The sequence below is a fragment of the Streptomyces sp. NPDC057854 genome, from assembly GCF_042797055.1.
Classification (GTDB): Bacteria; Actinomycetota; Actinomycetes; order Streptomycetales; family Streptomycetaceae; genus Streptomyces.
Window position 1 is genome coordinate 868,598 of record NZ_JBHVMF010000001.1, and the last position, 26,501, is coordinate 895,098.

The 26,501-nt window shown below is 75.8% G+C and carries 21 protein-coding genes and 3 pseudogenes; 15 read left to right on the forward strand and 9 right to left on the reverse strand.

The annotated features are described in order from the left end of the window. Positions 1 to 14 precede the first annotated feature (14 nt). Both ACFVQZ_RS04125 and ACFVQZ_RS04130 read left to right on the forward strand, forming a co-directional pair. Positions 15 to 1,970 (forward strand): bifunctional serine/threonine-protein kinase/glutamate ABC transporter substrate-binding protein, encoded by a 1,956-nt coding sequence (locus ACFVQZ_RS04125; protein WP_383619473.1) that lies wholly within the window; start codon positions 15 to 17, stop codon positions 1,968 to 1,970. A 63-nt stretch (positions 1,971 to 2,033) separates the two neighbouring features. After that, entirely contained in the window at positions 2,034 to 2,522 is a 489-nt protein-coding gene (locus tag ACFVQZ_RS04130) for a GNAT family N-acetyltransferase (RefSeq protein ID WP_383619475.1), read from the forward strand. Between the two features lie 12 nt (positions 2,523 to 2,534). On the opposite strand, the gene bla is transcribed toward ACFVQZ_RS04130, so the two are convergent. Next, entirely contained in the window at positions 2,535 to 3,464 is a 930-nt protein-coding gene (bla, locus tag ACFVQZ_RS04135) for a class A beta-lactamase (RefSeq protein WP_383619476.1), read from the reverse strand. 155 nt (positions 3,465 to 3,619) lie between these two features. Between bla and ACFVQZ_RS04140 the strand changes: the two genes are divergently transcribed. From ACFVQZ_RS04140 to ACFVQZ_RS04165, 6 genes and pseudogenes are all read left to right on the forward strand, one after another. Then, complete coding sequence (locus ACFVQZ_RS04140) at positions 3,620 to 4,408, forward strand: IclR family transcriptional regulator (RefSeq protein ID WP_383619477.1); 789 nt, start codon at positions 3,620 to 3,622, stop codon at positions 4,406 to 4,408. Positions 4,409 to 4,649: 241 nt separating this feature from the next. After that, positions 4,650 to 6,038, forward strand: a complete 1,389-nt coding sequence (locus tag ACFVQZ_RS04145; RefSeq protein ID WP_383619478.1) for a rhodanese-like domain-containing protein — start codon at positions 4,650 to 4,652, stop codon at positions 6,036 to 6,038. A gap of 49 nt (positions 6,039 to 6,087) precedes the next feature. Continuing rightward, positions 6,088 to 6,660: a rhodanese-like domain-containing protein gene (locus tag ACFVQZ_RS04150; RefSeq protein ID WP_383619479.1), complete on the forward strand. Its 573-nt coding sequence runs from the start codon at positions 6,088 to 6,090 to the stop codon at positions 6,658 to 6,660. After that, a pseudogene (locus ACFVQZ_RS04155) lies at positions 6,657 to 7,397 on the forward strand (sulfite exporter TauE/SafE family protein); the annotation flags it as partial. The gene ACFVQZ_RS04150 and the pseudogene ACFVQZ_RS04155, both read left to right, overlap by 4 nt. A 129-nt stretch (positions 7,398 to 7,526) precedes the next feature. Then, complete coding sequence (locus tag ACFVQZ_RS04160) at positions 7,527 to 7,769, forward strand: metal-sensitive transcriptional regulator (protein ID WP_383619546.1); 243 nt, start codon at positions 7,527 to 7,529, stop codon at positions 7,767 to 7,769. Positions 7,770 to 7,890: 121 nt separating this feature from the next. Further along, positions 7,891 to 8,481: a TetR/AcrR family transcriptional regulator gene (locus ACFVQZ_RS04165; protein ID WP_383619481.1), complete on the forward strand. Its 591-nt coding sequence runs from the start codon at positions 7,891 to 7,893 to the stop codon at positions 8,479 to 8,481. A 20-nt stretch (positions 8,482 to 8,501) separates the two neighbouring features. On the opposite strand, the gene ACFVQZ_RS04170 is transcribed toward ACFVQZ_RS04165, so the two are convergent. Next, positions 8,502 to 10,358, reverse strand: coding sequence for a BCCT family transporter (locus ACFVQZ_RS04170; RefSeq protein WP_081959584.1), 1,857 nt, complete (start codon positions 10,356 to 10,358; stop codon positions 8,502 to 8,504). A 206-nt stretch (positions 10,359 to 10,564) separates the two neighbouring features. Here ACFVQZ_RS04170 and ACFVQZ_RS04175 point away from each other — a divergent pair, with 206 nt between their 5' ends. Together ACFVQZ_RS04175 and ACFVQZ_RS04180 are read left to right on the forward strand one after the other, a co-directional pair. Then, a complete protein-coding gene (locus ACFVQZ_RS04175) occupies positions 10,565 to 11,278 on the forward strand; it encodes a hypothetical protein (RefSeq protein ID WP_030497499.1) in 714 nt (237 codons plus the stop codon). 51 nt (positions 11,279 to 11,329) lie between these two features. Beyond that, a pseudogene (locus tag ACFVQZ_RS04180) lies at positions 11,330 to 12,088 on the forward strand (DUF817 domain-containing protein); the annotation flags it as partial. Here ACFVQZ_RS04180 and ACFVQZ_RS04185 read toward each other — a convergent pair. After that, positions 12,082 to 12,735, reverse strand: a complete 654-nt coding sequence (locus tag ACFVQZ_RS04185; protein ID WP_383619483.1) for a transcriptional regulator — start codon at positions 12,733 to 12,735, stop codon at positions 12,082 to 12,084. The pseudogene ACFVQZ_RS04180 and the gene ACFVQZ_RS04185 sit on opposite strands and share 7 nt — an antisense overlap. A gap of 175 nt (positions 12,736 to 12,910) precedes the next feature. Between ACFVQZ_RS04185 and ACFVQZ_RS04190 the strand changes: the two genes are divergently transcribed. Continuing rightward, on the forward strand, positions 12,911 to 13,162 hold the full coding sequence (locus ACFVQZ_RS04190; protein ID WP_383619485.1) for an EF-hand domain-containing protein: 252 nt from the start codon (positions 12,911 to 12,913) through the stop codon (positions 13,160 to 13,162). On the opposite strand, the gene ACFVQZ_RS04195 is transcribed toward ACFVQZ_RS04190, so the two are convergent. From ACFVQZ_RS04195 to ACFVQZ_RS04210, 4 genes are all read right to left on the reverse strand, one after another. After that, entirely contained in the window at positions 13,113 to 14,021 is a 909-nt protein-coding gene (locus ACFVQZ_RS04195) for a hypothetical protein (RefSeq protein ID WP_383619487.1), read from the reverse strand. The genes ACFVQZ_RS04190 and ACFVQZ_RS04195 overlap by 50 nt on opposite strands. Before the next feature lie 77 nt (positions 14,022 to 14,098). After that, positions 14,099 to 15,514 (reverse strand): amidase, encoded by a 1,416-nt coding sequence (locus tag ACFVQZ_RS04200; protein WP_383619489.1) that lies wholly within the window; start codon positions 15,512 to 15,514, stop codon positions 14,099 to 14,101. 121 nt (positions 15,515 to 15,635) lie between these two features. Next, a complete protein-coding gene (locus tag ACFVQZ_RS04205) occupies positions 15,636 to 16,715 on the reverse strand; it encodes a chitinase (protein WP_383619490.1) in 1,080 nt (359 codons plus the stop codon). A gap of 207 nt (positions 16,716 to 16,922) precedes the next feature. Beyond that, positions 16,923 to 18,128, reverse strand: coding sequence for a cytochrome P450 (locus tag ACFVQZ_RS04210; RefSeq protein ID WP_383619492.1), 1,206 nt, complete (start codon positions 18,126 to 18,128; stop codon positions 16,923 to 16,925). Positions 18,129 to 18,510: 382 nt separating this feature from the next. On the opposite strand from ACFVQZ_RS04210, the gene ACFVQZ_RS04215 reads away from it, so the two are divergent. The 4 genes from ACFVQZ_RS04215 to ACFVQZ_RS04230 all read left to right on the forward strand — a co-directional run bounded on the left by ACFVQZ_RS04215 (position 18,511) and on the right by ACFVQZ_RS04230 (position 21,830). Beyond that, positions 18,511 to 19,029 (forward strand): toxin-antitoxin system HicB family antitoxin, encoded by a 519-nt coding sequence (locus ACFVQZ_RS04215; protein ID WP_383619494.1) that lies wholly within the window; start codon positions 18,511 to 18,513, stop codon positions 19,027 to 19,029. 89 nt (positions 19,030 to 19,118) lie between these two features. Beyond that, positions 19,119 to 19,961 carry a DUF4097 domain-containing protein gene (locus ACFVQZ_RS04220; RefSeq protein ID WP_383619496.1) on the forward strand — a complete coding sequence of 281 codons (843 nt, stop codon included), beginning with the start codon at positions 19,119 to 19,121 and terminating at the stop codon, positions 19,959 to 19,961. A gap of 70 nt (positions 19,962 to 20,031) precedes the next feature. Next, the gene (locus ACFVQZ_RS04225) at positions 20,032 to 21,042 is read left to right on the forward strand and encodes an ATP-binding cassette domain-containing protein (RefSeq protein ID WP_383619498.1); all 1,011 of its coding nucleotides are present in this window, start codon (positions 20,032 to 20,034) and stop codon (positions 21,040 to 21,042) included. Next, positions 21,039 to 21,830, forward strand: coding sequence for an ABC transporter permease (locus ACFVQZ_RS04230; RefSeq protein ID WP_383619500.1), 792 nt, complete (start codon positions 21,039 to 21,041; stop codon positions 21,828 to 21,830). The genes ACFVQZ_RS04225 and ACFVQZ_RS04230 overlap by 4 nt, the downstream gene beginning before the upstream one ends. Before the next feature lie 92 nt (positions 21,831 to 21,922). On the opposite strand, the gene ACFVQZ_RS04235 is transcribed toward ACFVQZ_RS04230, so the two are convergent. Both ACFVQZ_RS04235 and ACFVQZ_RS04240 read right to left on the reverse strand, forming a co-directional pair. Next, on the reverse strand, positions 21,923 to 26,176 hold the full coding sequence (locus ACFVQZ_RS04235; RefSeq protein ID WP_383619502.1) for a HEAT repeat domain-containing protein: 4,254 nt from the start codon (positions 26,174 to 26,176) through the stop codon (positions 21,923 to 21,925). A 93-nt stretch (positions 26,177 to 26,269) separates the two neighbouring features. Then, positions 26,270 to 26,501: pseudogene (locus ACFVQZ_RS04240) on the reverse strand (DEAD/DEAH box helicase); the annotation flags it as partial.

Below are 26,501 nucleotides of genomic sequence, written 5' to 3' on the forward strand. Positions count from 1 at the left end.
ACGGGGGGCGGCGCGTGGCGCGGGTGGTGGACGGACGGTTCGAACTGCTGGACCGGCTCGGCGGCGGCGGGATGGGGCTCGTGTGGCGGGCCCGGGACCGGGTGCTGCACCGCGAGGTCGCGGTCAAGGAGGTCCGGCCCTCCGACCCCGGCCTCGCCGAGCACGACCCGGCGGCGGCCGCCGCACTGGCCTCCCGGGTGCTGCGCGAGGCCCGGGCGCTCGCCCGGCTCGCCCACCCCAACGTCGTGACGATCCACCACGTCGTCGAGGCGGCCGGCCCCGACGCCCCGTACCCCTGGATCGTGATGGAGCTGGTCCCCGGCGGCTCCCTCCAGGAACGGCTCGACCGGGGTCCGCTCGGCCCGGCCGAGGCCGCCGTCCTCGGGCGGGGCCTGCTCGCCGGACTGCGGGCGGCCCACGCGGCGGGCGTCCAGCACCGCGACGTGAAGCCGCCGAACGTCCTGCTCCGCCCCGACGGCACCCCCGTCCTGACGGACTTCGGCATCGCGTCCCTGCACGGGTCGACCGCGCTGACGCCCACCGGTTCGGTCATCGGCACCCCTGACTACATGGCGCCGGAGCGGGTGCGCGGCGAGGACGGCGGGCCCGCCGCCGACCTGTGGTCGCTGGCGATGACGCTGTACGTGGCGGTGGAGGGCCACAACCCGTTCCGGCGCGCCCACACGCTGGCCACGCTCGCGGCGGTCCTCGCGGAGGACGTCCCGCCGCCGCACCGCGCGGGCCGGCTGGGTCCCGCGCTGATGGCCGTCCTGGTGCGGGACCCGGCCGCCCGCCCCGACGCGGCGGAGCTGGACCGGCTGCTGGCGGAGGCGGCCGGCGCGCCGGACACCGGCCCGCGGGACGCCGTCCCGGCCCGGGAGCCGGCACCGACCTCGTACCGCATCGCCCCACCGCCCCCGCCCGTCCCGGCGAACCCGCCTGTCCCGCCCGAGGGGCCCGGCACCACGGGCACCTCCGGTCCACCCGGCCCGGCGGACCCGCCCCCTCCGTCCGGTCCGCCCGCTCCGTCCGGCGCCCCCGCCCGTCCCGGCAGGCCGCGCAGGACGACGGTGCTCCTCGCGGCGGGCGTCGCGCTCGCGCTGGCCGGCGGCGGGGTCACCTGGGCGCTCTGGCCGGAGGACGAGCCCGGCCAGGGGGCGCGGGGCGCCGCCGGCCCGTCCGCCTCCTCCACCCCTCCCCCGGCCTCCGCCTCGTCCTCGCCCTCGCCCTCGGCCTCGGACTCCGGAAGCGGCGGCGGCGGTCCGAAGTTCGTCATCGGCGTGAAGGCCGACCAGCCCGGGCTCAGCGTCCGGCGCCCGGACGGCACGTACACCGGTTTCGAGATCGCCGTCGCGACCTACGTGGCCCGCGCACTGAAGCACGACCCCGCCGACATCGTCTGGAAGGAGGTCTCCAGCGCCGAGCGCGAGACGCTGCTCGGCAACGGCACCGTGGACATGGTGGTGGCGACGTACACGGTCAACGACCGGCGGGAGGAGCTGGTCGACTTCGCCGGGCCCTATCTGGTGGCCCATCAGGACGCCCTGGTGAGGAGCGGGGACACCGCCGTGCGGAGGCCCGGCGACCTCGCGTCGCGCACGGTGTGCGCGGTCACCGGCTCCACTTCCTACTTCGCCGTGCGCCAGGTGGCCCCCGACGCGGTGCTCACGGGCTCCGACTCGTACGAGCAGTGCGTCGCCGGCGTGGCGAGCGGGCAGTTCGACGCGGTGTACACCGACGACGCCCTGCTCGCGGGCTACGCGGCCCGGGCGGCGTACCAGGGGAGTTTCCGGCTCGCGGGGTTCGCCCTGAGCGAGGAGCGGTACGGCATCGGCCTGCCGGAGGGCAGCCCGCTGCGGGGCCGCGTGCAGTCGGCGATCGCGGCGATGGTCTCCGACGGATCGTGGGCGAAGGCGCTCCGCGAGCACCTGCCGCTGATCGAACCCGACCCCTCCTCCCTGAAGCCCTGAACCGGCGCCGTGATCCACTGGTCGCGCACCGCAGGGCGCGGTGCGTGAGGAGAGTGAGCGTTCATGTCCGTCACCGACATCGACACCAACAACGGCACCGCCGCCGTCCGGGTCCGTCCGGTCCGGGAGGAGGACTTCGACCAGTGGCGCGCCCTGTACCGGGGGTACGCCGACTTCTACCGGGTCGAGCAGACCGAGGAGGCCGCGCGGCGCGTCTGGTCCTGGATCCACGACCCGGCGCACGAGGTGGAGGGCCTGGTGGCCGAGGACGCCGGCGGGCGGCTCGTGGGGCTCGCGCACTTCCGGCCCTTCGCCCGCCCGCTGTCCGCCAGCGTCGGCGGCTGGCTCGACGACCTGTTCGTCGACCCGGCGAGCCGCGGCACCGGCGCGGCCGACCAGCTGCTCGCCGCGCTGCGCGGGATCGGCGCGGAGCGCGGCTGGAGCGTCGTCCGCTGGATCACGGCCGACGACAACCACCGTGCCCGCTCCAAGTACGACCAGGTGGCCACGCGCACGATGTGGATCACGTACGACATGGCCACCGAGGTCTGATCCGGCGTCCCGCTAGCGGAGTTCGTCCGCCACGATCGCCGCGGCGGCGGCCACCAGCTCGTCCACGCCCGTGGCCTCCCGCTCGAACCGGGTGGTGAGGACGGACAGCAGGATCGGGCCGCCGTCCGGCGGCCAGACGACGCCGACGTCGTTGTTGCCGCCGTACTTCCCGCCGCCGGTCTTGTCGGCGACGGTCCAGTCGGCCGGCAGGCCCTTGCGGAAGCGGGTGACGCTGGTCGTGTTGCGGAGCAGCCAGTCGGTGAGGAGGGCGCGGTCGGCCGGTTCCAGGACCCGGCCGAGGACCAGCCGGCCGTAGGTCCTGGCGATCGCGCGCGGGGAGGTCGTGTCGGTGATCCGCCAGGGCTCGGCGGAGTTCAGCTCCGGCTCCCAGCGGTCGAGCCGGGTGACGGGGTCGCCGATCGAGCGGGCGAAGCGGGTGATGGCCGTGGGACCGCCGAGCTCGCGCAGGAGGAGGTTGGCGGCGGTGTTGTCGCTGAACCGGATGGTGGCGTCGCAGAGCTGGGAAACCGTCAGACCGGCCGCGATGTTGTCGGGGTGCTCGGTCACCGGCGAGTAGCCGGAGCGCTGGACGTCGTCGGCCGTGTAGGTGAGGCGGCGGGCCAGGAAGGTGCCGTCGTGGTCGAGGTCACGGAGGACGGCGGCGGCGGCGAGGGGCTTGAAGACCGAGCACATCGGGAAGCGCTCGCGGTCGCGGTGGGCGAGGGTGCGTCCGCTGCGCACGTCGTGGGCGTGGACGCCGAGGCGGGCGCCGTACTGCTCCTCCAGGGCGCGGAGGCGGGCCACGACGGGCTCCTCCGTGCGGCGGGGCGCGGCGGCGTGGGCGGAGCCGGCGCCGACGAGTCCGAGGGCGGCGGTGAGGGCCGTGCCCGCTCCGAGGGCGAGGGCGGTCCGGCGGGAGGCGCCGGAGTGCTGGGTGTTCACGAACGTCCTTTCGGAAGTGATCGTTTCCGCAGTGCACCACGTGGAGGGGGCGCGGCCGGTTCCGACACCCCGGTTACCTGACGGTATGTGATGCGGGGTTCACTGTCCGATCATGGACCCGGAGCACAGTGCTCCGCGCGCGGGAAAGGACACGCATGCGCGAACGCGAGGGGGAAGGCGGCACGGCACCGACCCTGATCCAGTCGGTACGCCGGGCCGTACGGCTGCTCGACGAACTGGAGCGGCGCGGCGGCGCGGGCAACGCCAAGCAGCTGGCCCGCGAGGCGGTGCTGCCGCTGCCGACGGCGTACCACCTGCTGCGGACGCTGGTCCACGAGGGCCTGGTCCGCCACGACAACGGTGTCTACACGCTCGTCGCGCCACTCCGCCGGGGCCCGGGCGCCCCGGCGCACCAGCCGGCGCTCGGGGTCCAGGCCTGGGTGGACGCCCTCAGCCTGGACCTGGACGCGGCCGTCTACTTCGTCCAGTACCGGGACGGGGAGGTCGAGCTCGGAGCGGTCTCCGGCAACCCGGCGCGGCCCCCGGTCGAGGAGTGGGCCGACTTCCGGGCGACCGCGCACGCCCACGCCGCCGGCCAGAGCCTGCTCCTCCAGCTGGAGCCGGAGCAGCGCGGCGACCACCTGAGCCGCCACCCGGTCTCCGCGCTCACCCCCTACACGGTGCGGGTCCGGCGCGACTTCGAGCGGCGGCTGTCCGCGCTGCCGCGGCGGCTCCCGGTCCTGGAGCACCAGGAGTACGCGCTCGGGACGGCGTGCGCGGCGGTGCCGATCACCGTCGGCGCGGAGACGGCGGCGGTGGCGCTGTCGATCCCCGCCTCCGAGGGGGCGCGGCTGCGCGCGCTGGCGGACCGGCTCCAGCGGCGGGCCGGGCAGGTGCTGCTGGCCCAGACGTTCGCGGTGACCTCGCACGCCCACGAGCCCTGACCCGACATCGGGGGACGCGACGCGACGCGCACGGGAAGGGGCATCGCCGGAGGGGGTGGCGGTGCCCCTTTTCGCTGCGCGCCGCAGGTCAGAATACCCCCACCCGTATGACCACGTGACGGCGACCCCGGTGACTCTTGATACCCAGGGGGGTATTTGACGCGACGCGGCGCAGCCCCGTACGGTCGACGGCATCGATACCCAGGGGGGTATTTCGTCAGCGTCTCCCGGAGGTTCCGCCGTGATCTTCGCCCAGTACTACCTCGACTGCCTGTCGCACGCCTCGTACCTGATCGCCGACGAGGGAACGGGCCAGGCCGTGGTGGTCGACCCGCGCCGCGACGTGTCCGAGTACCTCGCCGACGCCGAGGCCCGCGGGCTCACCGTCACCGGCGTCATCAACACCCACTTCCACGCCGACTTCGTCGCCGGCCACCTGGAGCTGGCCGACCGCACCGGCGCCTGGATCGGCTACGGCCGGCGCGCCGAGACCGAGTACCCGATCCGCCCGCTCGCCGAGGGCGAGCGGATCCCGCTCGGCGACGTCGTCCTGGAGATCATGGAGACCCCCGGGCACACCCCGGAGTCGATCAGCGTCCTCGTGTACGAGCACGCCGACGACGAGGTGGCGTACGGGGTCCTCACCGGCGACGCCCTCTTCATCGGCGACGTCGGCCGGCCCGACCTGCTCGCCTCGGTCGGCGTCAGCGCCGAGGAGCTGGGCGGCATGCTCCACGACAGCGTCCAGAACAAGCTGATGGGACTGCCCGACGCGGTCCGCGTCTTCCCCGCCCACGGCGCCGGCTCGGCCTGCGGCAAGCACCTGTCGGCGGAGAAGTCCTCCACGATCGGGGACCAGCGCGCCACCAACTACGCCTGCGCGCCCATGAGCCGCGAGGACTTCGTGGCCCTGGTCACCGCCGGCCAGTCCGCCGCCCCCGGCTACTTCGCCTACGACGCCGCGCTCAACCGGCGCGACCGCCGCCGGTACGACGCCGGGACCGCCGCCCGCCCGCTCGACCTCGCCGCGTTCACCGCGCTGCGGGCGGCCGGGGCGGTCGTGGTCGACGCCCGCGACCCGCAGGAGTTCGCCGCCGGGCACCTGCGCGGCGCGGTCAACGTCCCCGCCGACGGCCGCTTCGCCGAGCAGGCCGGCACCGTCCTCGACCCCGCCGACCGGCTCCTCGTCCTCGCCCCGGAAGGGCGCGAGGAGGAGGTCGTCACCCGCCTCGCCCGCGTCGGCTTCGACCGCGCCGAGGGCTACCTCCCCGACCCCGGGACGGCCCTGGTGGCACTGGCCGCCGAGGTCGCCCCGGCGAGCCGGATCACCGCGGCCCGGCTGCGGACCGCCCTCGCCGGCCCGCGCCCGCCGCTCGTCGTGGACGTCCGGACCGAGGGCGAGCGGGAGGCCGAGGGCTTCATCGACGCGGCCGTCCACCTGCCGCTCGCCGAACTCCCCCACCGCACCGCCGAACTCCCCGCCGACCGGCCCCTCGTGCTGCACTGCGCCGGCGGCCACCGCTCCTCCATCGCCGCCAGCCTGCTGCGCCGGCGCGGCTTCCAGGACGTCTCCGACATCCTCGGCGGCTACGCGGCCTGGGCGCTGACCGCGCCCCGCGACGCCGCCTGACCGCCCACCTCCGCCCCTCTTCTCTCTCCCCCCGACGAACGGAGCCACCGTGACCACCGCCACCCCCCTCTCCCCCGCCGTCCTGCACCGCCTCGTCCAGGAGGGCCGCGCGCCGCGCCTCGTCGACGTCCGCACGCCCGGCGAGTTCCGCACCGCCCACATCGCCGGCTCCGTCAACGTGCCGCTGGCCACCCTCCGCGCGCACCGCGCCGAGCTGCGCGACCACCTCAGCGGGGACGTCGTCCTGGTGTGCCGCTCCGGGCAGCGGGCGCGCGAGGCCGAACGGGCCCTCGCCGAGGCCGGCCTGACGGAGCCCCGGGTCCTGGACGGCGGCATCACGGCCTGGGAGGCGGCCGGGGCGCCCGTCGAGCGCGGCCCCGAGCGGTGGGAGATGGAGCGCCAGGTCCGGCTCGTCGCCGGGTCCGTCGTCCTGGTGACCGGCCTCGCCGGGCTCGTCGTGCCAGGGGTCCACCTCGTCGGCACCGCCGTCGGCGCCGGCCTCACCTACGCCGCCCTCAGCAACACCTGCGCCCTCGGCGTCCTGCTGTCCCGGCTGCCGTACAACCGCGGCCCGCGCACCGGCCTGGACACCGTGCTCGCGCAGCTCCGGAGCGCCCGGTGACCGTACTGGTCGTCGCCGCCTCCCTGCTCGTCGGCCTCAGCCTCGGCGTCCTCGGGGGCGGCGGCTCGCTCCTCACCGTCCCGATCCTGGTCCACCTCGCCGGCCAGGACGCCAAGGAGGCCATCGCCACCTCGCTCTTCGTCGTCGGCGTCACCAGCCTGGCGGCCCTCGCCGCGCACGCCCGGGCCGGACGCGTGCGCTGGCGGACCGGGCTGCTCGTCGGCGCCCTCAGCATGGCGGGCGCGTACGGCGGGGGCCGGGCCGCCGCGTACGTCCCGGACACCGTCCTCCTGGTGGCGTTCGCGGTGATGATGCTCGTCACGGCCGCCGCCATGCTGCGGCCCGCGCGCGGCGCCCGGCCGGCGCGGGTGCGGGACGGCGACCCGCCGCTGCGGCTCCTCGCCGCGGTCGGACCGGCGGTGGGCGGGGTGACCGGCTTCGTCGGCGCGGGCGGCGGCTTCCTCGTCGTCCCGGCCCTCGGCCTCTTCGGCGGACTGCCGATGGCCGCCGCCGTGGGCACCTCGCTCCTGGTCATCGCGATGAACTCGTTCGCCGGGCTCGCCGGCCACCTCGCGGGCGCCTCCCTGGACTGGGGCCTCACCCTGATGGTCACGGGAACGGCCGTGGCCGGCAGCCTGACCGGGGCGCGGCTCGCCGGCCGCGTCCCGCAGAGCGCCCTCCGCACGGCGTTCGGCTGGTTCGTCATGGCCATGGGCGTCCTGGTCCTCACCCAGCAGTGAGCACCCCGCCCCCTGACACCGAAACCGACATGAGCGATACAAGCCGTTTTGATACCCCACGGGGTATTCTGGGGCACCGGGGGCCTAGCAGAAGGGAGAACGGCCGTGCAGGTCGACGACGAGGCGATGGCCCCGGTGCTGAACCGGCTGCGCCGCGCCCAGGGACAGCTGGCCGGGGTGATCGCGATGGTCGAGGCGGGCCGCGACTGCAAGGACGTGGTGACGCAACTGGCCGCCGTCTCCCGGGCGCTGGACCGGGCCGGGTTCAAGATCGTGGCGAGCGGGATGCGGCAGTGCCTGTCGGACGACGCCGACGCGCCGCCGATGAGCGAGGCGGAGCTGGAAAAGCTGTTCCTGGCCCTCGCCTGAGCCCCCGGTCCGGCCCGGCTCCGCAGCGCTGCGGGATCCGGCGCCGTCCGCGCCTCCTATGCTGACCTGGTACGGAACAACCGGCCAGGGATGGCACACGACGTAAGGGGCACCCCGCTCGATGAGCCCGAAGCAGCAGCGCGGCGAAGCCACCGTCGAGCGCGTCCTCGACGCCGCGCTCGACCTGTACGCGCGCGACGGCGAGGCCGGCCTCACCGTCTCCGCGCTGACCCGGCTGAGCGGGGTCAGCACCGGCAGCGTCTACCACCACTTCGGCAATCTCCACGGGGTGATCACCGCCCTCGCCCTGCGCTGGCTCGGCCGTCTCCTCGGCGAGGTGGGCGGCGCCCTGCTCGCCCACCGGGAGGCCCGCCCGGGCATCGAGGCGGTGGTGCACGCGTACCTCGACTTCGTCCGCACCCAGCCGGCCGCCGCCCGCCTGCTGCACTCCCCCTTCGCGGACCAGGAGGGCGCGGCCCGGGCCCAGGAGATCCGCGACAACCAGGAGGCCCGGCTCACGCCGATCGAGCAGTGGCTCGACGGGCACCGCAAGGCCGGCACGCTGGCCGACCTGCCCACCCCGGTCATCGAGTCCCTGGTGCTGGGCCCCGTCGTCGGCATGGCCCGCCGCTGGCTCACCCTCGGCGACGTCGACCTCGAAGAGGCCGCCCGGCTCCTCCCGGACCGCATCTGGCGCTCCGTCAGCCCCTGACGCCCGCCCGGCACCCGGGGTCAGCGCGGGCCCGTGGTGCCGGCCGGCGCCGGCGGCCCGTCCGGGGAGCCGTCGGCGGCGCCCGGGCGGCCCGGGGCGCCGCCGGGAGAGCCGTCGGCCGTACCGGGGCCGATCCGCAGCTCGAAGTCGCCGTCGTACTTCTCGTGTCCGGCGATCACCGCGACCTCGACGATCTCCTTGCCGACCCGGCCGCGCACGATCAGCGGATCCTCGCGCAGGTCCCGCATGAGCGCCACGCACATGCCGGTCATGACGAGGACGAACGGGGCGGCGACCAGGATCGTCAGGTTCTGCAGGCCCGCGAGCGCGTCGCCCTGGCCGTCGCCGACGAGCAGCATGACGGCGGCGACGGCGCCGGTGACGACGCCCCAGAAGATCACCACCGGTCGGGTCGGCTCCAGCGCGCCGCGCTGCGACAGGGTGCCCATGACGATGGAGGCGGCGTCCGCCCCGGAGACGAAGAAGATGCCGACGAGGACCATCACGAGCAGGCTCATCGCGCCCGCCGCCGGGAACTCCTGGAGCAGCCCGAAGAGCTGCCCCTCCGGGGTGGTCTCGCCCGTCAGCTCGCCCTGCTCGCCGAGCCGCATCGCCGTGCCGCCGAAGATCGCGAACCACACCAGGCTCACGGTGCTCGGCACCAGGATGACACCGCCGATGAACTGACGGATCGTCCGGCCCCGGCTGATCCGGGCGATGAACATGCCGACGAAGGGCGTCCAGGAGATCCACCACGCCCAGTAGAAGACGGTCCAGCTGCCCAGCCAGGCGTGGATGTTCTCGCCACTGGTGGCCTCGGTGCGGCCGGCCAGCTGGGGCAGGTCGCCGAGGTAGGCGGCGATCGAGGTCGGCAGCAGGTCGAGGACGATGACGGTGGGCCCGGCGACGAGGACGAAGACGGCCAGGAGCAGGGCCAGCACCATGTTGGTGTTGGAGAGCCACTGGATGCCCTTCTCGACGCCGGAGACGGCCGACAGCACGAAGGCCACGGTGAGCACCGCGATGACGCCGACGAGCAGCCCGGTGCCGGTCTTCTCCAGCCAGCCCAGCTCCTCCACGCCGCTGCCGATCTGGAGCGCGCCGAGCCCCAGCGAGGCGGCGGACCCGAAGAGGGTGGCGAAGATGGCGAGGATGTCGATGACCCGGCCCGGTCCGCCGAACGCCCGGCGCTCGCCCATGAGCGGGACGAAGACGGCGCTGATGGTCTGCCGGCGCCGGCGGCGGAAGGTCGAGTACGCGATGGCGAGGCCGACGACGGCGTAGATCGCCCACGGGTGGAGCGTCCAGTGGAAGAGTGTGGTGGCCATCGCCGTCTGCATGCGCTCGGCGGAGTCGGCCGGGGAGGTGCCGGGCGGCGGGGTGCCGTAGTGCGCGAGCGGCTCGCTCACGCCGTAGAACATCAGGCCGATGCCCATGCCGGCGCTGAACATCATCGCGATCCACGAGACCGTGCGGAACTCCGGGCCCTCGTCCTCCTGGCCGAGGGTGATGCGCCCGTACCGGCTGACGGCCAGCCAGAGCGCGAAGACGACGAATCCGGAGGCCGCGAGCATGAACGCCCAGCCGCCGTCCCGGATCAGCCCGTCGAGCAGGCTGCCGGAGGCCGACTCCAGGCTGTCCGTCGCCGTCGCGCCCCAGACCAGGAAGGCGAGGGTGAGGACGGCGGTGACGCCGAAGACGACCCGGTCGGTACGGGCCGGATGGCCGCCCTCGGGATCGGGCAGGTCCGCCGTCACCGGCAGGCCGCCCCACCGGTTGCCGCCCCGGACGCCGATCCGGCGTGCGCCGGGCTTCCTTCCGCCGGTCCGTCTGCCGCCGCCCCGCCGGCCGTCCGGCCCCTGTGCGTCCTGCGCCATCGACGACCCCTTTTCCCACCAGAACGGGACGAACTCCTCGATCCCTGCTTAGGCAATATCACGGGATCGACCGGACTTGTCGGATCAACAGACCCCGGTCGGCGACGGGTTGGGCGCCGCCGGACGCCGCCGCAGGAGTTCTGGACAGCCCCGGACCGGGTTGGTTAGGTTAGCCTTACCTAAAATCCTGACCGAGGAGAGTCACCGTGAGCGCCGCCCCCTCCCCCGTCCTGCCGCAGCAGACCGCCGCGGAACAGGTCCGCTCCGTCCTGGCCCGGGCCATCTCCCTCTCCCTCACCCTCGACGGACAGACGTACGACCTCCTCGGCGCCCACACCGTCGGCGCCCGCGGCCGGATCACCCTCCACCCGCCCGCCGACACCCCCCTCACCGACCACCTCGACCACGCCCCGCTCCGCGTGCTCGACGTCCGCGTCGACCTCACCGACATCGCCCCGACCGCCCTCCGCGACCGGGTCCGCGCGCGCGTCGCCCTCACCGGCCGGCTCGCCCCCGCCGTCCCCGGCGACCTCGGCGCGCTCCGCCTCGACCTGACCCGCGTCACCCTCCGCACCGGCGCCGGGACCGTGGAGGTCGACCCCGCCGCGTACGCCCTCGCCGCCCCCGACCCGCTCGCCCTCGAAGAGGCCGCGCTCCTCACCCACCTCGCCGACGCCCACCCCGACCTCGTCTCCGACCTGGTCGTCCTCGCCGGCTCCCGCCTCCCGCACGGCGTCGTCCGCGCCCTCCCGCTCGCCATGGACCGGCACGCCGTCTCGCTCCGCTGCGAGTACGGCGAGGGCCACTGCGACCTCCGGCTCCTCTTCCCCGCCGAGGCCCGCGACGCCGCCACCGCCGGCGACATGGTCCGCCGGCTGCTCACCGCCCCGCGCTGCGCCCACCACCACAACCACCCCTGACCGGGCCGCGGTCCGGAAACCGCACACCCGGGCGAGCGCGTCCCCTCCCGCATGGACCGGATCACCCACGGCCTCCGCCAGCTGCTGCGCTTCGCGCTCACGGAGGCGCGCTGCTGCGCCTTCGCCGTCGCGCTCATCGGCGGCATCGCCGTCTCGACGCTCCTGCCCGACCTGCCCGTCGCCCGCTACGACCTGCTCCTCGGCTACGGCGTCGTCCTCACCGTGCTGGCCTGGCGGCTCGGCTGGGACAGCGGGCGCGACATCGCCGTCATCGCCGTCTGCCACCTCATCGGCCTGCTCTTCGAACTGGTCAAGGTCCGCATGGGGTCCTGGAGCTACCCGGAGGACGCGGTGACCAAGGTCGGCGGCGTCCCCCTCTACGGCGGCTTCCTGTACGCGGCCGTGGGCAGCTACGTCTGCCGCGCCTGGCGCCTCTTCGACCTGCGCCTGACCGGCTACCGGCCGCGGATCATGGCGGTCCTCGCCGCGGCGGTCTACCTCAACTTCTTCAGCCACCACTGGCTGCCGGACGCCCGCTGGGTGCTCGCCGCCCTGCTGCTGATCGCCACCGCCGGCACCTGGGTCCGCTTCCGCGTCGGCGAGCAGGACCTCCGGATGCCGCTCGCGCTCTCCTTCGTCCTCATCGGCTTCTTCCTCTGGATCGCGGAGAACGCCGCCACCTACGTCGGCGCCTGGAGCTACCCCGACCAGCTCGACGGCTGGCGGCCCGTCTCCGTCGCGAAGTTCGGCGCCTGGGCCCTGCTCATCACCGTCACCTTCGTCCTCGCCGCCGCCCGGCGCGCTCAGCCGGCGGACGGCGGCACGGGCTCCTCGCCCCGGCGGATGCCGAGGGTCGCCAGAAGGTCCTCGTGGAGCTCCATCCAGACGGTGTGGCAGGAGTCGGCGCGGGGCCGGTCCACCCACGAGAACTCGCCCCGCCGGACCCGCGCCAGCGCCGTGGTGAAGCGGTCGCCGTAGCCGGAGAACCGGTCCAGCCGGGAGCCGAGCTCGGCGGCGAGGGTGTCGATGACGCCGCCGAGCACGGTCAGCTCGTCGAGGATCCGCCCGTCCCAGGCCGGGTCGGCGTGGGTGTTGACGGCCAGCCGGCCGTTCCCGTCGGGCCGCAGCTGCCAGTCGGTGCAGGCCGTGAGGCAGCGCGCGTTGTACGCCAGGAACGTCTCGTACCGCTCGCGCACGAACGGCCCGTGCCCCGACCGGGCCAGCTCCGCGGCGAGCAGCCGCTCCCCCTCCGTCCGGCCCGCGTCCGTGAGGCTCCAGCCGGAGGTGCCGGCGAAGGCGCCGCGGGTCACGCGCCCGTACGCCTGGAGGTCGAGCAGCAGCTCGCCGACGGCGTCCGCGTCGAGGCCGTAGCGGGCCGCGGCCTCCGCCTCGGTGGTCATGCCCCGCAGCCGTACGGCGTGCAGGACCAGCAGCTCGGGGTCGGAGGAGGTCGCCATGGGCAGAGCCTAGACAGTCCCCGGCGCCCCGGGCGAGCCCCGGCCCGGCGCGGCCCGTGGCGTCCGGCCCGCTCCGCCCGTACGCGGTCCGGCACCGGCCCCCGGGCAACCCGTCGGGCGTCCGGCGCGTCCTCCCCCGTACCACCCCGGCCCCGGACCGACCCAAGGACACCCGATGAGCGACAAGGCCCGCATCCTCTTCGACGCGCTCGACCTCGACCAGGACGGCACCCTGACCCGGACCGAGGTCATCCGGGCCCTGCGGGAGAAGGGGCCCACCCTGGCGGCCCGGGGCGTCATCCCCTTCTGGGGCGTCGGGGGCGACGACGACTCCGCCGCCCTCTTCGACGCCGCCGACCAGAACGGCGACCGCGTCCTCAGCTTCGAGGAGTTCGCCGCCGTCGTGGACCGCCGCTTCGGCTGGTGACCCCGGCCGCCTCGGCCGCCTCCTGCGCCTGCTCCAGCGCGCGCTCGGCGGCCCGGAGGTCCGTGGCGGCCCGCTCCGCCGCCTCCCCGGCCGCGGCTGCCGCCCCGGCGGCCTCGTCCCGCTCCCGCTCGGCGCGGCGCAGCCGGTCGGCGGCCTCCTCGGCCGCCGCCGCCGCGGCCCGTGCCGTCTCCCGGGCGGCGTCCCGGTCCCGCTCCCGCCGGGCGAGGACGGCCCGGGCCTCCGCCGCCTTCGCCTCCGCCTCCGCCTCTCTCGCCTCTTTCGTCTCTCTCGGCTGTTTCGTCTCTCTCAGCTCTTTAGTCTCCCGGTCCTTCGCGGCCTTCGCCGGGGCGGCCGGGGGCCTGGACGGCAGGGTCCCGGGCGGGACGGCGGGGAAGCCGACGGCGGTCTCCGGCATCTCCGTCAGCCGCCCCGCCGCCCACGGTCCGGCCACGTCCGGGAGGGCCAGGACGGCGTGCAGGATCCCCTCGACGTCACCGAGCACCGGGTCGCTCAGCGGCTGCCCGGACCGCTCCGCGAGGCCGGCGGCCGTGCGGACGAGCGCGGCGACCAGCCGGTGCTGCTGCCGGCTCGCCTCCCGCAGCCGCTCGCCGTCGAGCGTCCGGTGGGCGTCGCGCAGCGCCTCGCCGAGGGCGAGGAACCGCCCGGCGTCGTCCGGCCGTTCCCGGGCGAGCAGGTTCGCCGCCCAGACGGCGAGCGGTGGCCGCCGCAGCGCCGCGATCGCCTTCGCCGCCGCCGTGTCCTTCGCCCGGCGCGCCTCGGCGACGTACGCGTCCCTGGCCGCCGTGAACTCGGACGGCCGCAGCCCGTACAGCTCACCGGTCACCTGCTCGACATCCATGCGCCCACTCTGCTGCGCGCGGCGCGGGCCGACGGGGCGAACCTCCGCCACGGGCCCCCGCCGTCACCCGCTCGACGTCACGGCCGGACGTCCTGGACGCGCCGGAAGGGCCGCTCGGCTTCCAGGGCGAACGCGGTCTCCAGGAGGACGCGTTCGCTGCCGGGGCGGCCGGAGAGGAGGACGCCGACCGGGAGGCCGTCGGAGGTGGTGCGGGTGCTGGGCAGGGAGAGGGACGGGGTGCCCACGACGTTGTCGACCGGGGTGAAGGCGACGTACTCCAGGATCCGCTCGACCAGGACGGGATACGGGACGGAGGGCGCGAGGTGCCCGAGCGGAGGGGTGGTGCGGGCGAGGACCGGGGTGAGGACGAGGTCGAGGCCGCGCAGGGCCGCCGCGTACGCCACCTTGGTCCGCCGCAGCCGCCGGACCACGCCGGGGGTGTCGCGCCAGCGCTTCACGTACTCCTCGCGCAGCCCGCGGCTGAGGCCGTCCATGCGGCGCCGGTCGAAGTCGGCGCCGAACGTGCGGCCGGTGGCGCCGAGCAGGAAGGAGAGCATGCCCCAGTAGGTGAGGAAGTCCTCGGTGAAGCGGGGGTCGAGGTCCATCGTGACGGGTTCGACGGTGTGGCCCATGCCCCGCAGCGTCGCGACGGTGTCGGTGACGGCGGCCCGGGTGTCGTCGTCGCAGCGGACGCCGTTGGGCGAGTCGAGCAGGTAGCCGATCCGCAGCCGGCGGTCGGAGGGCCCTTCGACGAGGCCGACCGGCGGCAGCTTCGGGTTGCGGTGGTGGCGTTCGGCGGCGGCGAGGAACGCGGCGGAGTCGCGGACGGTGCGGGTGACGACGCCGTCGACGACCAGGTCGACCGGCAGGTGCCGGCTCTGCTCGTTGGGCACCATCCGGCCGCGGGTCGGCTTGAGGCCGACGAGACCGCAGCAGGCCGCGGGGATGCGGATGGAGCCGCCGCCGTCGTTGGCGTGGGCGAGCGGTACGGCGCCGGCGGCGACGAGCGCGGCGGCTCCGCCGGAGGAGCCGCCCGCGGAGTGCCCGGTGTGCCAGGGGTTGCGGACCGGTTCGGCCGCCTCGTACTCCGTGGTCGGGCTGAACCCGAACTCGGGCAGCCGGGTCTTGCCGAGGACGGTGACGCCGGTGCTGAGGAGCTGCCGCACGAACGGCGCGTGCCGGCGGGCCGGGCGGGGCGTGAAGGCGCCGCTGCCGTGGCCGGTGGGCAGGCCCGCGTAGTCGGTGTTGTCCTTGACCAGCGTCGGTACGCCCGCGAAGGCCCCGCCGGTCCCGCCGCCGAGCGCCGGCAGGTCGAGCGGGGTCTGCACCGCGTGGAGTCCCGCCGCGGCCTCGACGCGGGCCGCCGCGTCCCGGGCGACCTCGGCGGGGCTCACCTCGCCCCGCCGGAGCGCCCGGGCGAGACCGACGGCGTCGTGCTCGCCGAGGGAGTCGTCCCGGAAGACGTGCACCGTGGTCCGCTTCTCGATGGTCACCGCTGCCTCAGCCCCCGGGGTCGGTCGTCGTCGGATGCCGCCATCATGACGTACCCACGGGTAACACGCGAGGGCCGGGCAGCAGGCGCGCGGCGGGAGGGAGCGCGCCGGGAAGGCGGCGCTAACGGCCCTGGAGGCGCTTGACGTTGTCGCCGAACGTCCAGTTCTTCGACCCGTCCCAGTTCGCCGACCAGGTCATCAGGCCCTTGAGGCGCCCGCCGTAGTGGTTCCACGCCTGGGCGACGAGGGAGGGCGCCATGTAGCCGCCGCCGGCGCCGGGCTGGGCCGGCAGGCCGGGGACCTGCTTGTCGTACGGGACGCGGATCGTGGTGCCCTGGACGACCAGGCCCCGGTCGAGGCAGTCGGTCTGCGCGGTGAACCCGGCGACGGTGCCGGCGGCGTACGAGTCACCCGCGCAGCCGTACATGCTGCCGTTGTAGTACTGCATGTTCAGCCACCACAGGCGCCCGTTGTCCGCGTACTTCTTGATGACCGGCAGGTACGCGCCCCAGATCGAGCCGTACACGACGCTGCCGCCGGTGACGTACGCGGTCTCGGGGGCCATGGTGAGGCCGAAGCCGGCGGGCATGCGGGCGAGGACGCCGTCGATGATGCGGATCAGGTTGGCCTGCGAGGCGGAGAGGGTGGTGATGCTGCCGCTGCCGACGAGGCCGGTCTCGATGTCGATGTCGATGCCGTCGAAGTTGTACTTCTGGAGGATCGGGACGATCGTCTCCACGAAGCGGTCGGCGACGGCCCGGGAGCTGAGGTCGATCCCGGCGGCGGCGCCGCCGATGGACATGAGGAGGGTCGCGCCGGCGGCCTTGGCGCGGCACATCTCCGCCGGGGTGGAGACGCGGACGGTGTTGTCCATGCCGTCCTCCCACAGCACGGTGCCGTCGGAACGGATCACGGGGAAGGCGGCGTTGACGACGTTGTACCCGTGGGCGGCGAACCGGGGGTCGTCGATCGGGACCCAGCCGAACGGCGGGTGGACGCCGTTGGCGGCGCCGTCCCAGTTCTCCCAGTACCCCTGGAGCACCTTCCCGGCCGGCCGGGGCTTGAGGGCGCAGGTGTCGGCGGTGGCGCTCGCCGCCGGGGTGGCGGCGGCGGGGGCGGAGCCGGCGGTGACGGTGGCGAGGAGGGCGGCGAGGGCGGTCGCGCCCGCGCCGAGGGCGCGGGCGATCCGTGAGCCTGGCATGCGGTGCTCCTTGGGACGTGGGGGGGGCGTTCCGGGGCAGGGCGCGCGCTCCCGCCGACCGTAGATTGGTCCAGACCTGACGTCAACCACACTTCAGGGGAGGGGAGTTGACGGTATGGCCGACGGCTCGGGGCCAGGCCGGTGCGAGCCGGGGGACGGGGGCGGCGACCGCCGCTCCCCGTCCCGCTCGGCCCCCGCGCCGCCCGCCTACCAGGTCACGGGCAGGCTGACCGGGAAGCGCCGGATGGTCGCCGCGTCCCAGCGCACCTCGTCCGCGGGGACCGCCAGCCGCAGTCCGGGGAACCGCGCCAGCAGCCGCCCGAAGGCCACCTCCAGTTCCGCCATGGCCAGGGGCACGGCGATGCAGCGGTGGTTGCCCCAGCCGAAGGTCATGTGGGGCAGCGGGGTGCGGTCCGGGTCGACGGTGTCGGCGGCCTCGAAGCGTTCCGGGTCCCGGTTCGCCGTCAGGTACGACACGTGGACGAAGTCGCCGGCGCGGATCTTCACCCCGTCCAGCTCGACGTCCTCCAGCGCCACGCGCGGAATGCCGACGCCCTTGCGGAACGGGATGAAGCGGAGCAGTGCGTCCAGGACGGCGGGCAGGGACTCCGGACGGCTCCGGAGCGGGTCCGCCAACTCCGGCCGGGACAGCAGCAGATAGGCGATGTTGCTGATCTGGCAGGTGGCCGTGTCGTGCCCGCTGAGCATCAGCGTCAGCGCCATGACCGCCGCCTCGCCGTCGTCGAACGTGTCCTCGCCGTCCCTGGCCGCGACCAGGGCGCTGATCAGGTCGTCACCGGGGGCGCGCCGCCGCGCGTCGACCAGGTCGCCGAAGTACGCCCGCAGCGCGGCCTTGGCGTCGGCGGCGGCCCGGCGGCTCTCCTGGTCGGTGGCCAGCATCCGGTGCGCGTACTCCTGCATCCGGGGCCGGTCGCCGCCGGGAATGCCGAGCAGTTCGCAGATGGTCTCCTGCGGGAGCCGGTCCGAGAGGTGGCGCACCAGATCCGCCGGCCTGCCCGCCGCCTCCATCTCGTCGAGCAGGCGGTCCGTGAGCTCCACGATCGCCCCGCGCATGCCCGCCACGCGCCGGGGCGCGAAGGCCTGCGACGCCAGCCGCCGCAGCCGGCTGCTGCGCGGCGGGTCGATCACGTTGATGGACTCGGGCGAGACGATCGGCTCCGGCGTCAGCCGCGGGTAGTCGCGGTGGACGATGCCCGCCCGGCTGAACCGGGCGTCGGTGGTCACCTGCCGTACGCCGTCGAAGCCCGTGACCAGCCAGGCGTCGGCCTCGCCGTACGGGAGCCGGATGCGGGACGGGGACGCGCGGGCCATGAGCGCCGTGAGCGAGGGGTCGAACTCCAGCGCCTCGCTGAAGTCGAACGGGCAGGTGATCGCGTCACCGGTGTCGGTCATCGTGTGCAGCTCCGGTCTGAGGCCGGCGGGCGCGGGGCGCGGTGCCGCCGACGGGCAGGGGGACGGGGCGGGACGACCGCCCCGGGCGCCCCGCATAGCGTTCTACGCGCCGCGTCGGCGCCGGACACTCGCGGACGCCCGGTTTGACCTGGACGAGTGACGGCCCGGGGGCGGCGGTCGCGGTACGCCGCCTGGGCGCCGCCGAACTCACCGCGGGGCGCCGACACAGGCACCACGTGACACCACTGCACCAGCAAGCGGCGCCATGCGGCGCCATCGCGACACCGATCGGTGCCATCCATGGCTCCACTTGGCGCCACGCGGCGCCACATGGCACCACCAAGGGTTGCGCATGGCGCCATAGTGGTGCCATGATGGCGTCATGGACCTCAACCCGTACGTCGACAGCCTCCGCCGCGAACTCGCGGTGGCCGCCGAAGCCGGCGGCGACGAAGCGCGCGAACTGGCCGAGCGGCTCACCGCCCCCCTGGAGTCGGCGACCCGCCTGACCATGCTCAACGTGCTCTCCGCCGCCATGGACGAGATCACCCGCGAACTCGCCCCCGGCTCGGTCGACGTACGGCTCCGCGGACTCGACCCCGACTTCGTGGTGACACCGCCGCCCACCGACAGTGCCGCCCCCGCCCAGCCGGCCCCCGCCGCCGAACCGGTCCCGGCCCCGGCCGCCCCCGACAGCGACGAGGGCGGCACCGCCCGCGTCAACCTGCGCCTGCCCGCCCACCTCAAGGCCCGCGCCGAGGAGGCCGCCGCCCGCGAGGGCCTGTCGGTCAACGCCTGGCTGGTACGGGCCGTGTCGACGGCGGTCGCCGGCGGCACCGCCCCCCGTACCCCCGAGAAGAGCCGCGCCACCGGACAGAGCATCACGGGCTGGGTCCGCTAGGCACCGCCCGGCACCCGCCCGCCCGCTTCCACCCCTCACGGCCCCCACCAGCGGGGACGGACCCGACGACCCAAGAGGACGGCACAGCCATGCCTTCTTTCGACACGCCCGCACCGATCTCCGTCACCGCCTACCTGTACGCCGGCTCGCTCCAGTTCACCGCGGGCGACCGCCCCGACACCGTCGTCGAGGTCCGGCCGCGCAACGCGAAGAAGGACCTGGACGTGCGGGCGGCCGAGCAGACCGAGGTCACGTACGCCCGCGGGGTCCTCACCCTGAAGACCCCCAAGCCCAGCCTGCTCGGCCGCGGCGGCATCGTGGACGTGACGGTGGACCTGCCGGCCGGCTCCGCCGTCGACGTCAACAGCGCCGCCGCCTCCCTGATCGGCGAGGGCCGGCTCGGCGAGTCCCGCGTCAAGATCGCGGCCGGCGACGTCCGGCTCGACACCACCGGCCCGCTGACGCTGAACGCCGCGCACGGCTCGACCAGCGTCGACCGGATCGAGGGCGCGGCCGACCTCACCGCCAGCAGCGGCAGCCTGCGCGTCGGTACGATCTCCGGTCCCGCCGTCCTGAAGAACTCGCACGGCAGCACGATCGTCGACACCGTCACCGGCGCACTGCGGGTGAACGGCGCCAACGGCGCCATCGAGATCATGCGCGCCGGATCGGACGTCACCGGCACCGCGACCAACGGCAGCCTTCGCGTCGCCGAGGTCGCGCGCGGCGAGGTCCAGCTGGAGACGTCCAACGGCTCCATCGAGGTCGGTGTCCGACAGGGCACCGCCGCCTGGCTCGACGTCAGCTCGAACCACGGCCAGGTGCGCAACGCGCTCACCGCGTCCGACGCCCCGGAGGAGTCCGAGGAGACGGTCAGGATCCGCGCCCGCAGCAACTGGGGCAACATCGACGTCCGCCGCGCCCGCGCCTGACGCCCCCTCATCCCCTGCCCGCACCACCCCCTGCACTTTCACCCTTCACCCCCTTCGACCGGAGGGCCCCATGCCTTCTTCTGTCATGCCCATGATTAGCGCGGCGGACGGCCGACCCGTGCCCGCCGCCATCACCGCCACCGGCCTCCGCAAGGCGTACGGCGAGAAGACCGTCCTCGACGGCGTCGACTTCGCCATCCCGGCCGGATCGGTCTTCGCCCTGCTCGGTCCGAACGGCGCCGGCAAGACGACCGCCGTGAAGATCCTCTCCACCCTGATCTCCGCCGACTCCGGCCGCGCCACCGTCGCCGGCCACGACCTCACCACCCACGCCCACCAGGTCCGCGCCGCCATCGGCGTCACCGGCCAGTTCTCCGCCGTCGACGGCCTCATCACCGGCGAGGAGAACATGCTCCTCATGGCCGACCTCCACCACCTCACCAAGACCGAGGGACGCAGGACCGCCGCCGAACTCCTCGCCCGCTTCGACCTCGTCGACGCCGCCAGCAAGCCCGCCTCCACCTACTCCGGCGGCATGAAACGCCGCCTCGACATCGCCATGACCCTCGTCGGCGGCCCCAGGATCATCTTCCTCGACGAACCCACCACCGGCCTCGACCCCCGCTCCCGCCACACCATGTGGCAGATCATCCGCGACCTCGTCGCCGACGGCGTCACCGTCTTCCTCACCACCCAGTACCTCGAAGAAGCCGACGAACTCGCCGACCGCATCGCCGTCCTCAACGGCGGCCGCATCGTCGCCGAAGGCACCGCCGACCAGCTCAAGTGCCAGATCCCCGGCGGCCACGTCCGCCTCCGCTTCACCGACCCCACCACCTACCGCAGCGCCGCCGAGGTCCTCCAGGTGGCGACCCCCGACGACGAGGCCCTGACGCTCCAGCTCGCCAGCGGCGGCAGCCAGCGCGAACTGCGCGCCATCCTCGACTGGCTCGACGCGGCCGGCGTCGAGGCGGACGAACTCACCGTCCACACCCCGGACCTCGACGACGTCTTCTTCGCCCTGACCGCCACGGACACCCCGACGCCCGTCCCCGCCCAGCCGCAGGAGAACGCCCGATGAGCAGCGCCCTGTCCCTCGCCGTCCGCGACTCGTCCACGATGCTCCGGCGGAACCTCCTCCACGCCCGCCGCTACCCCTCCCTCACCCTCAACCTGCTCCTCACCCCCGTGATGATGCTGCTGCTCTTCGTCTACGTCTTCGGCGACGTGATGAGCGCGGGCATGGGCGGCGGCGCGGACCGCGCGGCGTACGTCGCCTACGTGGTGCCCGGGATCCTGATGATGACCGTGGGCGGCACGGTGGTCGGCACGGCGGTCTCCGTCGCCAACGACATGAACGAGGGCATCATCGCCCGCTTCCGCACCATGGCGATCCACCGCCCGTCGATCCTCGTCGGACACGTCGCCGGCAGCGTCCTCCAGTGCCTGATGAGCGTGGCCCTCGTCGGCGCCATCGCCGTCGCCGTCGGCTTCCGCTCCACCGACGCGACCGTGCTCGAATGGCTCGCCGCGTTCGGCCTGACGGCCCTCGTCGCCCTCGCGCTCACCTGGATCGCCGTCGGCATGGGCCTGGTCTCCCCCAACGCCGAGGCCGCGTCCAACAACGCCCTCCCGCTGGTCATCCTGCCCCTGATCTCCAGCGCGTTCGTCCCGATCGGCTCGATGCCCGGCTGGTTCCAGCCGATCGCCGAGTACCAGCCCTTCACCCCGGCCATCGAAACCCTCCGCGGCCTGCTCCTCGGCACCGGGATCGGCCACAACGGCTGGCTCGCGGTCGCCTGGTGCCTCGGCCTGACGGCCCTCGGCTACCTCTGGTCGACGTCGGTCTTCCGGCGCGACCCCTCCTGATCCCCTTCTTCCTCACCGCGACCCGCGCGGCCCCCCACCAGGGCGGCGTACCCGACACCCGTCGGCGTACGCCGCCCCGCGGCGCGTCCGCGTCACGTCCGCCCCCGGCCGCCGCCGTCCCGCTCCGCCTCCGTCTCCGCTTCCCTCTCCGCCTCCCGGATCCGCGCCAGCAGGCGCTCGTACCGGGCCCTGCGGTCCGGGCGGGCGCGGGACGCGGACCTGCGCAGCGCGGGCACCGTTTCCGGCCCGGCGCGCAGCACGGCCTCCTCTGCCGCCCGCCGCACGACGGCCCGGCCGTGGTCGAGGAGCGCGACGAAGAGCGGCACCGCCTGCCGCCGGCCCGCCTGCGACAGGACCCGGATCGCGCCCCGCACCACGTCGGGCTGCGGGTCGCGCAACAGGTCCTCGGTCAGCCGCAGGTGCGCGTCCCGGTCGAGCAGCGCCCGCGAGGTGCGGTGCGCGTGCAGCCGTACGCCGGCCTCGGGATGCCGCAGCAGGTCCCGCAACGCGGCCTCCAGGGCGGCCGGTTCGAGTGCGCCGGGTCGTTCCTCCAGGCGGGCGAGGGCGCGCCGGATCCGCGCGGGCTCGGGCGAGCGCAGCAGGGCGGCCAGGTCGCCGTCCGCGTCCGCGGAGGACGGCGGGGGTACGGGGAGGGGCGCGCGTTCCCGCAGGGCGCGGAGGGCCGCCGCGCGCCGTTCGGCGGTCTCGGGGTCGTGCAGCGGTCCGTCGACGAGCCGGAGTCCCGCCCCGGGGCGCCGGTCGCGCAGCCGGTCCAGCACGGGGGTGCGGAGCAGGGGGCGGTCGGCGACCAGGGCCAGGAGGCCGGAGGCGCCCGCGGCGAGCCGGGGTTCCAGGTGCGCCGCCAGGGTGTCGGCGGGCAGGCGCCGCAGCGCGTGGAACGCGTCCGCCCGCGTGCCGTCGTCCGGCCCGTGCTCCCACAGGTGCAGGAGGACGGGGAGGAGCGGCTGGAGCGCGGCGTCGTCGGGGGCCGTGGCGGCGATGCGGGCGATCCGGTCGGGGCGGAGTCCGGGGTCGAGCGGCATCGCCGGGCCGGCTTCGGTGAGCGCCCTGCCCAGCGCGGCCCGCAGGACGGGGTCGTCGGGCGCGTCGGTGCCGCCGCGCAGATGGGCGTCGAGGGCGGCGGCACGAGCCTCCGGTTCCGGCCAGGCGAGGAGGGTGTGCGCGGCGGTGTTCCGCTGCTGCCGCAGGCCGGAGCCGAGCAGGGCCAGCAGCCGCTCCCGCTGGGCGGCGGACCGGGGCTGGCCCAGGTCGGCGGGGTGGGCGCGGCGCGGTGCGGAGTCCGCGGCGCGGGCCTCCTCGGCGAGTGTCCACGGTGGGGCGCCCGGCGGCTGGAGGTCCGTCATCCAGTCGAGGAGCGCGGTCCGCACGTCCGGTGCGGCGCCGGCGTGGAGGTCGGCGAGGGCGGTGAGCAGGGCGCGCGAGCCGCCGGTCGCGTGGCGCCGCCGGTACGCCGACAGTTCGCGCGCGCTCCGGGTGGCGGCGGCGAGTTCGTCGTACCAGGGTGGCTTGGGCTCGGGCGGGGCGGTGGCCGGGGTGATCCCGAACGCGTCGCGCAGTACGGTCCGTCCGGTGCCGGCCGGGTCGGACGCCCGGTCGGCGGCGGCGAGTTCGCGGTCGAGGTCGGCGCGGACGAGGACGGCCCCGGCGCGCCGGAGCAGCGGGAGCGCCGACCGGCGGCCGGCGGCCCGCGGCGGCAGCGCCCGTACGGCAGCCGTCACGTGACCGCCCGGCCCGGGGCGGTCCGCGATCTCCTCCAGGAGCGCGAGGATCCCGTCGCGGGTGCCGCCGTCCGCTTCCGCGAGCCCGTCGAGGAGCACCGTCACGTGCCGGGCGAGCACGCCGCGCTCCTGCGCCGTGCGGGGGCCGGGGCCGATCGCGTCGGGCAGGACGGCGAGGACCGCTCGCCGGGCCCGTTCCGTGGTGGCGGCGAGGGCGAGCCAGTCGGCGAGGTACGCGCGGGTGGGGCGGAGCCGTGCGGCGGGGGCGGGCCGTTCGGCGAGGCGCAGGGCGGCGGCGGGGTCCCAGCCCTGCTCCGCCAGGACCGCGAGGTCGGCCGCGTCCGGGTCCGGGGCGGGTTCCCTGGGGAGCCCGGCGAGCAGCCGGTCGCGGACCCGGGCGTCCGCCGCGTGGTGCGCGGCGGCGGTGACGGCGGCGGGGAGGGTGTCGCCGAGGAGGGCGCGGAGGGCGTCGAGGAGGAGGGCGCGCAGGCCGGGGTTGTCGCTGCGGCCGAGGCCGTGGAGGAGGCGGGGGACGGCCCGGGGGGTGCCGGCGGTGGCGAGGGCGCGGGCCGCCGTCTTGCGGACGTTCATCCGGGGGTGGTCGAGGCAGGCGGCGATCGCGTCCGACGCCCAGTGGGCCCGCGCCTCGCCGAGCGCGCTCAGGGTGCCGCGTACGGTCTGCGGGTCGCGGTCGGGCCCGGTCAGCGCGAGCAGCGTCGCGGAGACGGCCTCGACGCCGTGGCCGTCGGTGTCGCGGGCGAGGAGCGCGACGGCGTGCTTGCGAACGTGCCGGTCGGGGTGGCGCAGGAGGGGGTGCACCCGGCGGCGGACCGTCGCGGGCGGGGCCTCCGGCAGGTCGGTCAGCAGGCGGAGCAGCACGGTCTGTTCGCCGGCGGTCAGCCCCGGCCGGTCGAGCAGTCCGAGGGTCAGGTCGGTGACGAGGGCGGGGCCGGCGGCGTCGGCGTCGGGGGCGTCCAGGAGGCACACCGGGCGGATCCGGCCGCGTGCGTGCAGCCGCCGCCCGAGGTCGCACAGCGCCGTGACGGCCTCCGGCGGGACGGTCGGCTCGGCGTCGGGGACGGGCGGCGCGCCGTCGGGTTCCCAGGCGGCGGCCGCCTCGCCGGCGATCCGCAGCAGCAGGTCGGCGAGGACGGGCAGCAGCTCCGGGCCGGCGTGCGCGGCGAGCCGGGTCAGGGCGGCGACGGGCCGGCCGGGATCCAGGTGGGCGGCGAGGAGGGCGAGTTCGCGCGGGTCCGGGCCGCCGAGGTCGGCGGCCACCCGGGCGGGCAGTGCGGCGGCGTCCATCCGGGCGAGCAGTTCCCGGCGCACCCGCGGGTCGGTGGCCAGCAGCCAGACCAGTTCCAGGGCCCGTCCGCGGTGGGCCCGCAACGCCCGTTCCACCGCCGCCGGTTCGGGTGCGGCGTCCGGGGGCGAGAGGGTGGCCAGGCCGAGGGCGGCGCCGAGGACCCGTACCGTGCGCTCGCCGCCGACGGCCTCCAGCGCGTCGAGCGCGTCGGCGGGCGCGTGCGGGAGGGCGGCGAGGACGGCGTCCTCGGTGCCGGGGTCGCGGAGCGCCCGCAGCGCCCGCAGGAACGGCCCCGGGACGGCCGCGTCCGGCAGGACGCGGGCGATCGCCGGCGCCACCGGCAGGCTCCCGACGCCTTGTTCGTCCAGCGCGACGAGCAGGTCGAGCCGGCGCGGCCACGACGGATCGCCGGGCGCGGCGCCCTCCAGCAGGCGCAGCACGTCGTGCCGGACGGTGTAGAGGACGGTCGCGACGGCGCGGGCCGGGACGGTGTGGTCGGCGAGGGCGAGGGCCAGGACGGCGGGCACGTCGGGCGCGGTGACGAAGTGGCCGCGCCGGTGCATCGCGCGCAGGCAGTCGACGGCGGGACCGGCGAGCAGCAGCGGGTCCTCGGCGGCGAGCCGCAGCACGGCCGGTACGTCGCCGCGCCGCGCGGTCTCCCCGTACAGGGCCAGGGCCCGCCTCCGTACGCGCGGCGCCCGGTCCGGATCGGCCGCCGCCCGCCACAGCGGCTCCCCGTGCCCGTGGGCGGCGGCGGTGGTGAGGGCGGCGTCGGCGGTCGCCGGGCCGAACAGGCCGTCGAGCCGTTCGGCCGGCAGCGGTGCGACGGCGGCCCAGGGCTCGGCGAGCGCGGCGAGCGCCCGGTTCACGACGGCGGCGGAGCCCGAACCGAGCAGTCCCGTCAGCGTCTTCCGTACGAACCCGGGGTCGAGGGCCCGCGAGCGCAGCCCCTCCCCCGCCAGCCGCAGCGCCTCCCCCTCCAGCACGGCGTCCCCGCTTCCGGCGAGCGCCCCGACGAGCAGGTCCGCCCGCGCGCACCGCACCACGCCCGTGCCGCGCACCGCCTGGTACAGCGCCTCCCCGCGCTCCTCCCGCTCCACCACCCCGGGATCCCGGGCCAGTTCGGCGCGGAGCAGCGCCACCCGCACCGGCGCGGGCAGCAGTTCCGCGGGCCAGTCGCGCCACCCGCCGGGAGGCCCGCCGGGTGCCGCCGCCAGGGCCAGCGCCTCCTCGGGGCTCGCCGGGACCGGTCCGGAGGGCCGGGAGGCACTGCTGGTCTGCGCTGTCGCCGTGGGGTGCACCCCGGGATCGTACGACCCGGGGCGCCGCGGAGACCGGGACGAGCCGGCCTCGGTCCGTCCGGCTCGCGTGGGGGGCGGCGTGCGGGCCCGGGGTCAGCGCTCGGTCGTGCCGCCGCGGCCGGCGGTGCGCCGGCGCGGGCGCCGGTCGCCGCCGCTCCGGCCGGCGGACGGGGCGGCGGTCTCGCCCGCCTTGCCCGCTCCGCCGGATCCCGTGCGCCGGGCGGGGGCGCGGCCCCCGGTCGCGGTCTTCGTGGCCGTGGTGGCCGCCTTGCCGCCCTTCGGCGCCTGCGCGCCGCCGGCGGAGGTGCGGCGGCCGGTGCCGCGC

What these genes read in the sequence shown, in the direction of transcription:
- ACFVQZ_RS04130 (WP_383619475.1), top strand. Translation starts at nt 2,034, where the DNA reads ATGTCCGTCACCGACATCGACACCAACAACGGCACCGCCGCCGTCCGG.
- ACFVQZ_RS04140 (WP_383619477.1), top strand. Translation starts at nt 3,620, where the DNA reads ATGCGCGAACGCGAGGGGGAAGGCGGCACGGCACCGACCCTGATCCAG.
- ACFVQZ_RS04160 (WP_383619546.1), top strand. Translation starts at nt 7,527, where the DNA reads ATGGCCCCGGTGCTGAACCGGCTGCGCCGCGCCCAGGGACAGCTGGCC.
- ACFVQZ_RS04165 (WP_383619481.1), top strand. Translation starts at nt 7,891, where the DNA reads ATGAGCCCGAAGCAGCAGCGCGGCGAAGCCACCGTCGAGCGCGTCCTC.
- ACFVQZ_RS04170 (WP_081959584.1), bottom strand. Translation starts at nt 10,358, where the DNA reads ATGGCGCAGGACGCACAGGGGCCGGACGGCCGGCGGGGCGGCGGCAGA.
- ACFVQZ_RS04185 (WP_383619483.1), bottom strand. Translation starts at nt 12,735, where the DNA reads ATGGCGACCTCCTCCGACCCCGAGCTGCTGGTCCTGCACGCCGTACGG.
- ACFVQZ_RS04190 (WP_383619485.1), top strand. Translation starts at nt 12,911, where the DNA reads ATGAGCGACAAGGCCCGCATCCTCTTCGACGCGCTCGACCTCGACCAG.
- ACFVQZ_RS04195 (WP_383619487.1), bottom strand. Translation starts at nt 14,021, where the DNA reads ATGGATGTCGAGCAGGTGACCGGTGAGCTGTACGGGCTGCGGCCGTCC.
- ACFVQZ_RS04205 (WP_383619490.1), bottom strand. Translation starts at nt 16,715, where the DNA reads ATGCCAGGCTCACGGATCGCCCGCGCCCTCGGCGCGGGCGCGACCGCC.
- ACFVQZ_RS04210 (WP_383619492.1), bottom strand. Translation starts at nt 18,128, where the DNA reads ATGACCGACACCGGTGACGCGATCACCTGCCCGTTCGACTTCAGCGAG.
- ACFVQZ_RS04215 (WP_383619494.1), top strand. Translation starts at nt 18,511, where the DNA reads ATGGACCTCAACCCGTACGTCGACAGCCTCCGCCGCGAACTCGCGGTG.
- ACFVQZ_RS04220 (WP_383619496.1), top strand. Translation starts at nt 19,119, where the DNA reads ATGCCTTCTTTCGACACGCCCGCACCGATCTCCGTCACCGCCTACCTG.
- ACFVQZ_RS04225 (WP_383619498.1), top strand. Translation starts at nt 20,032, where the DNA reads ATGCCTTCTTCTGTCATGCCCATGATTAGCGCGGCGGACGGCCGACCC.
- ACFVQZ_RS04230 (WP_383619500.1), top strand. Translation starts at nt 21,039, where the DNA reads ATGAGCAGCGCCCTGTCCCTCGCCGTCCGCGACTCGTCCACGATGCTC.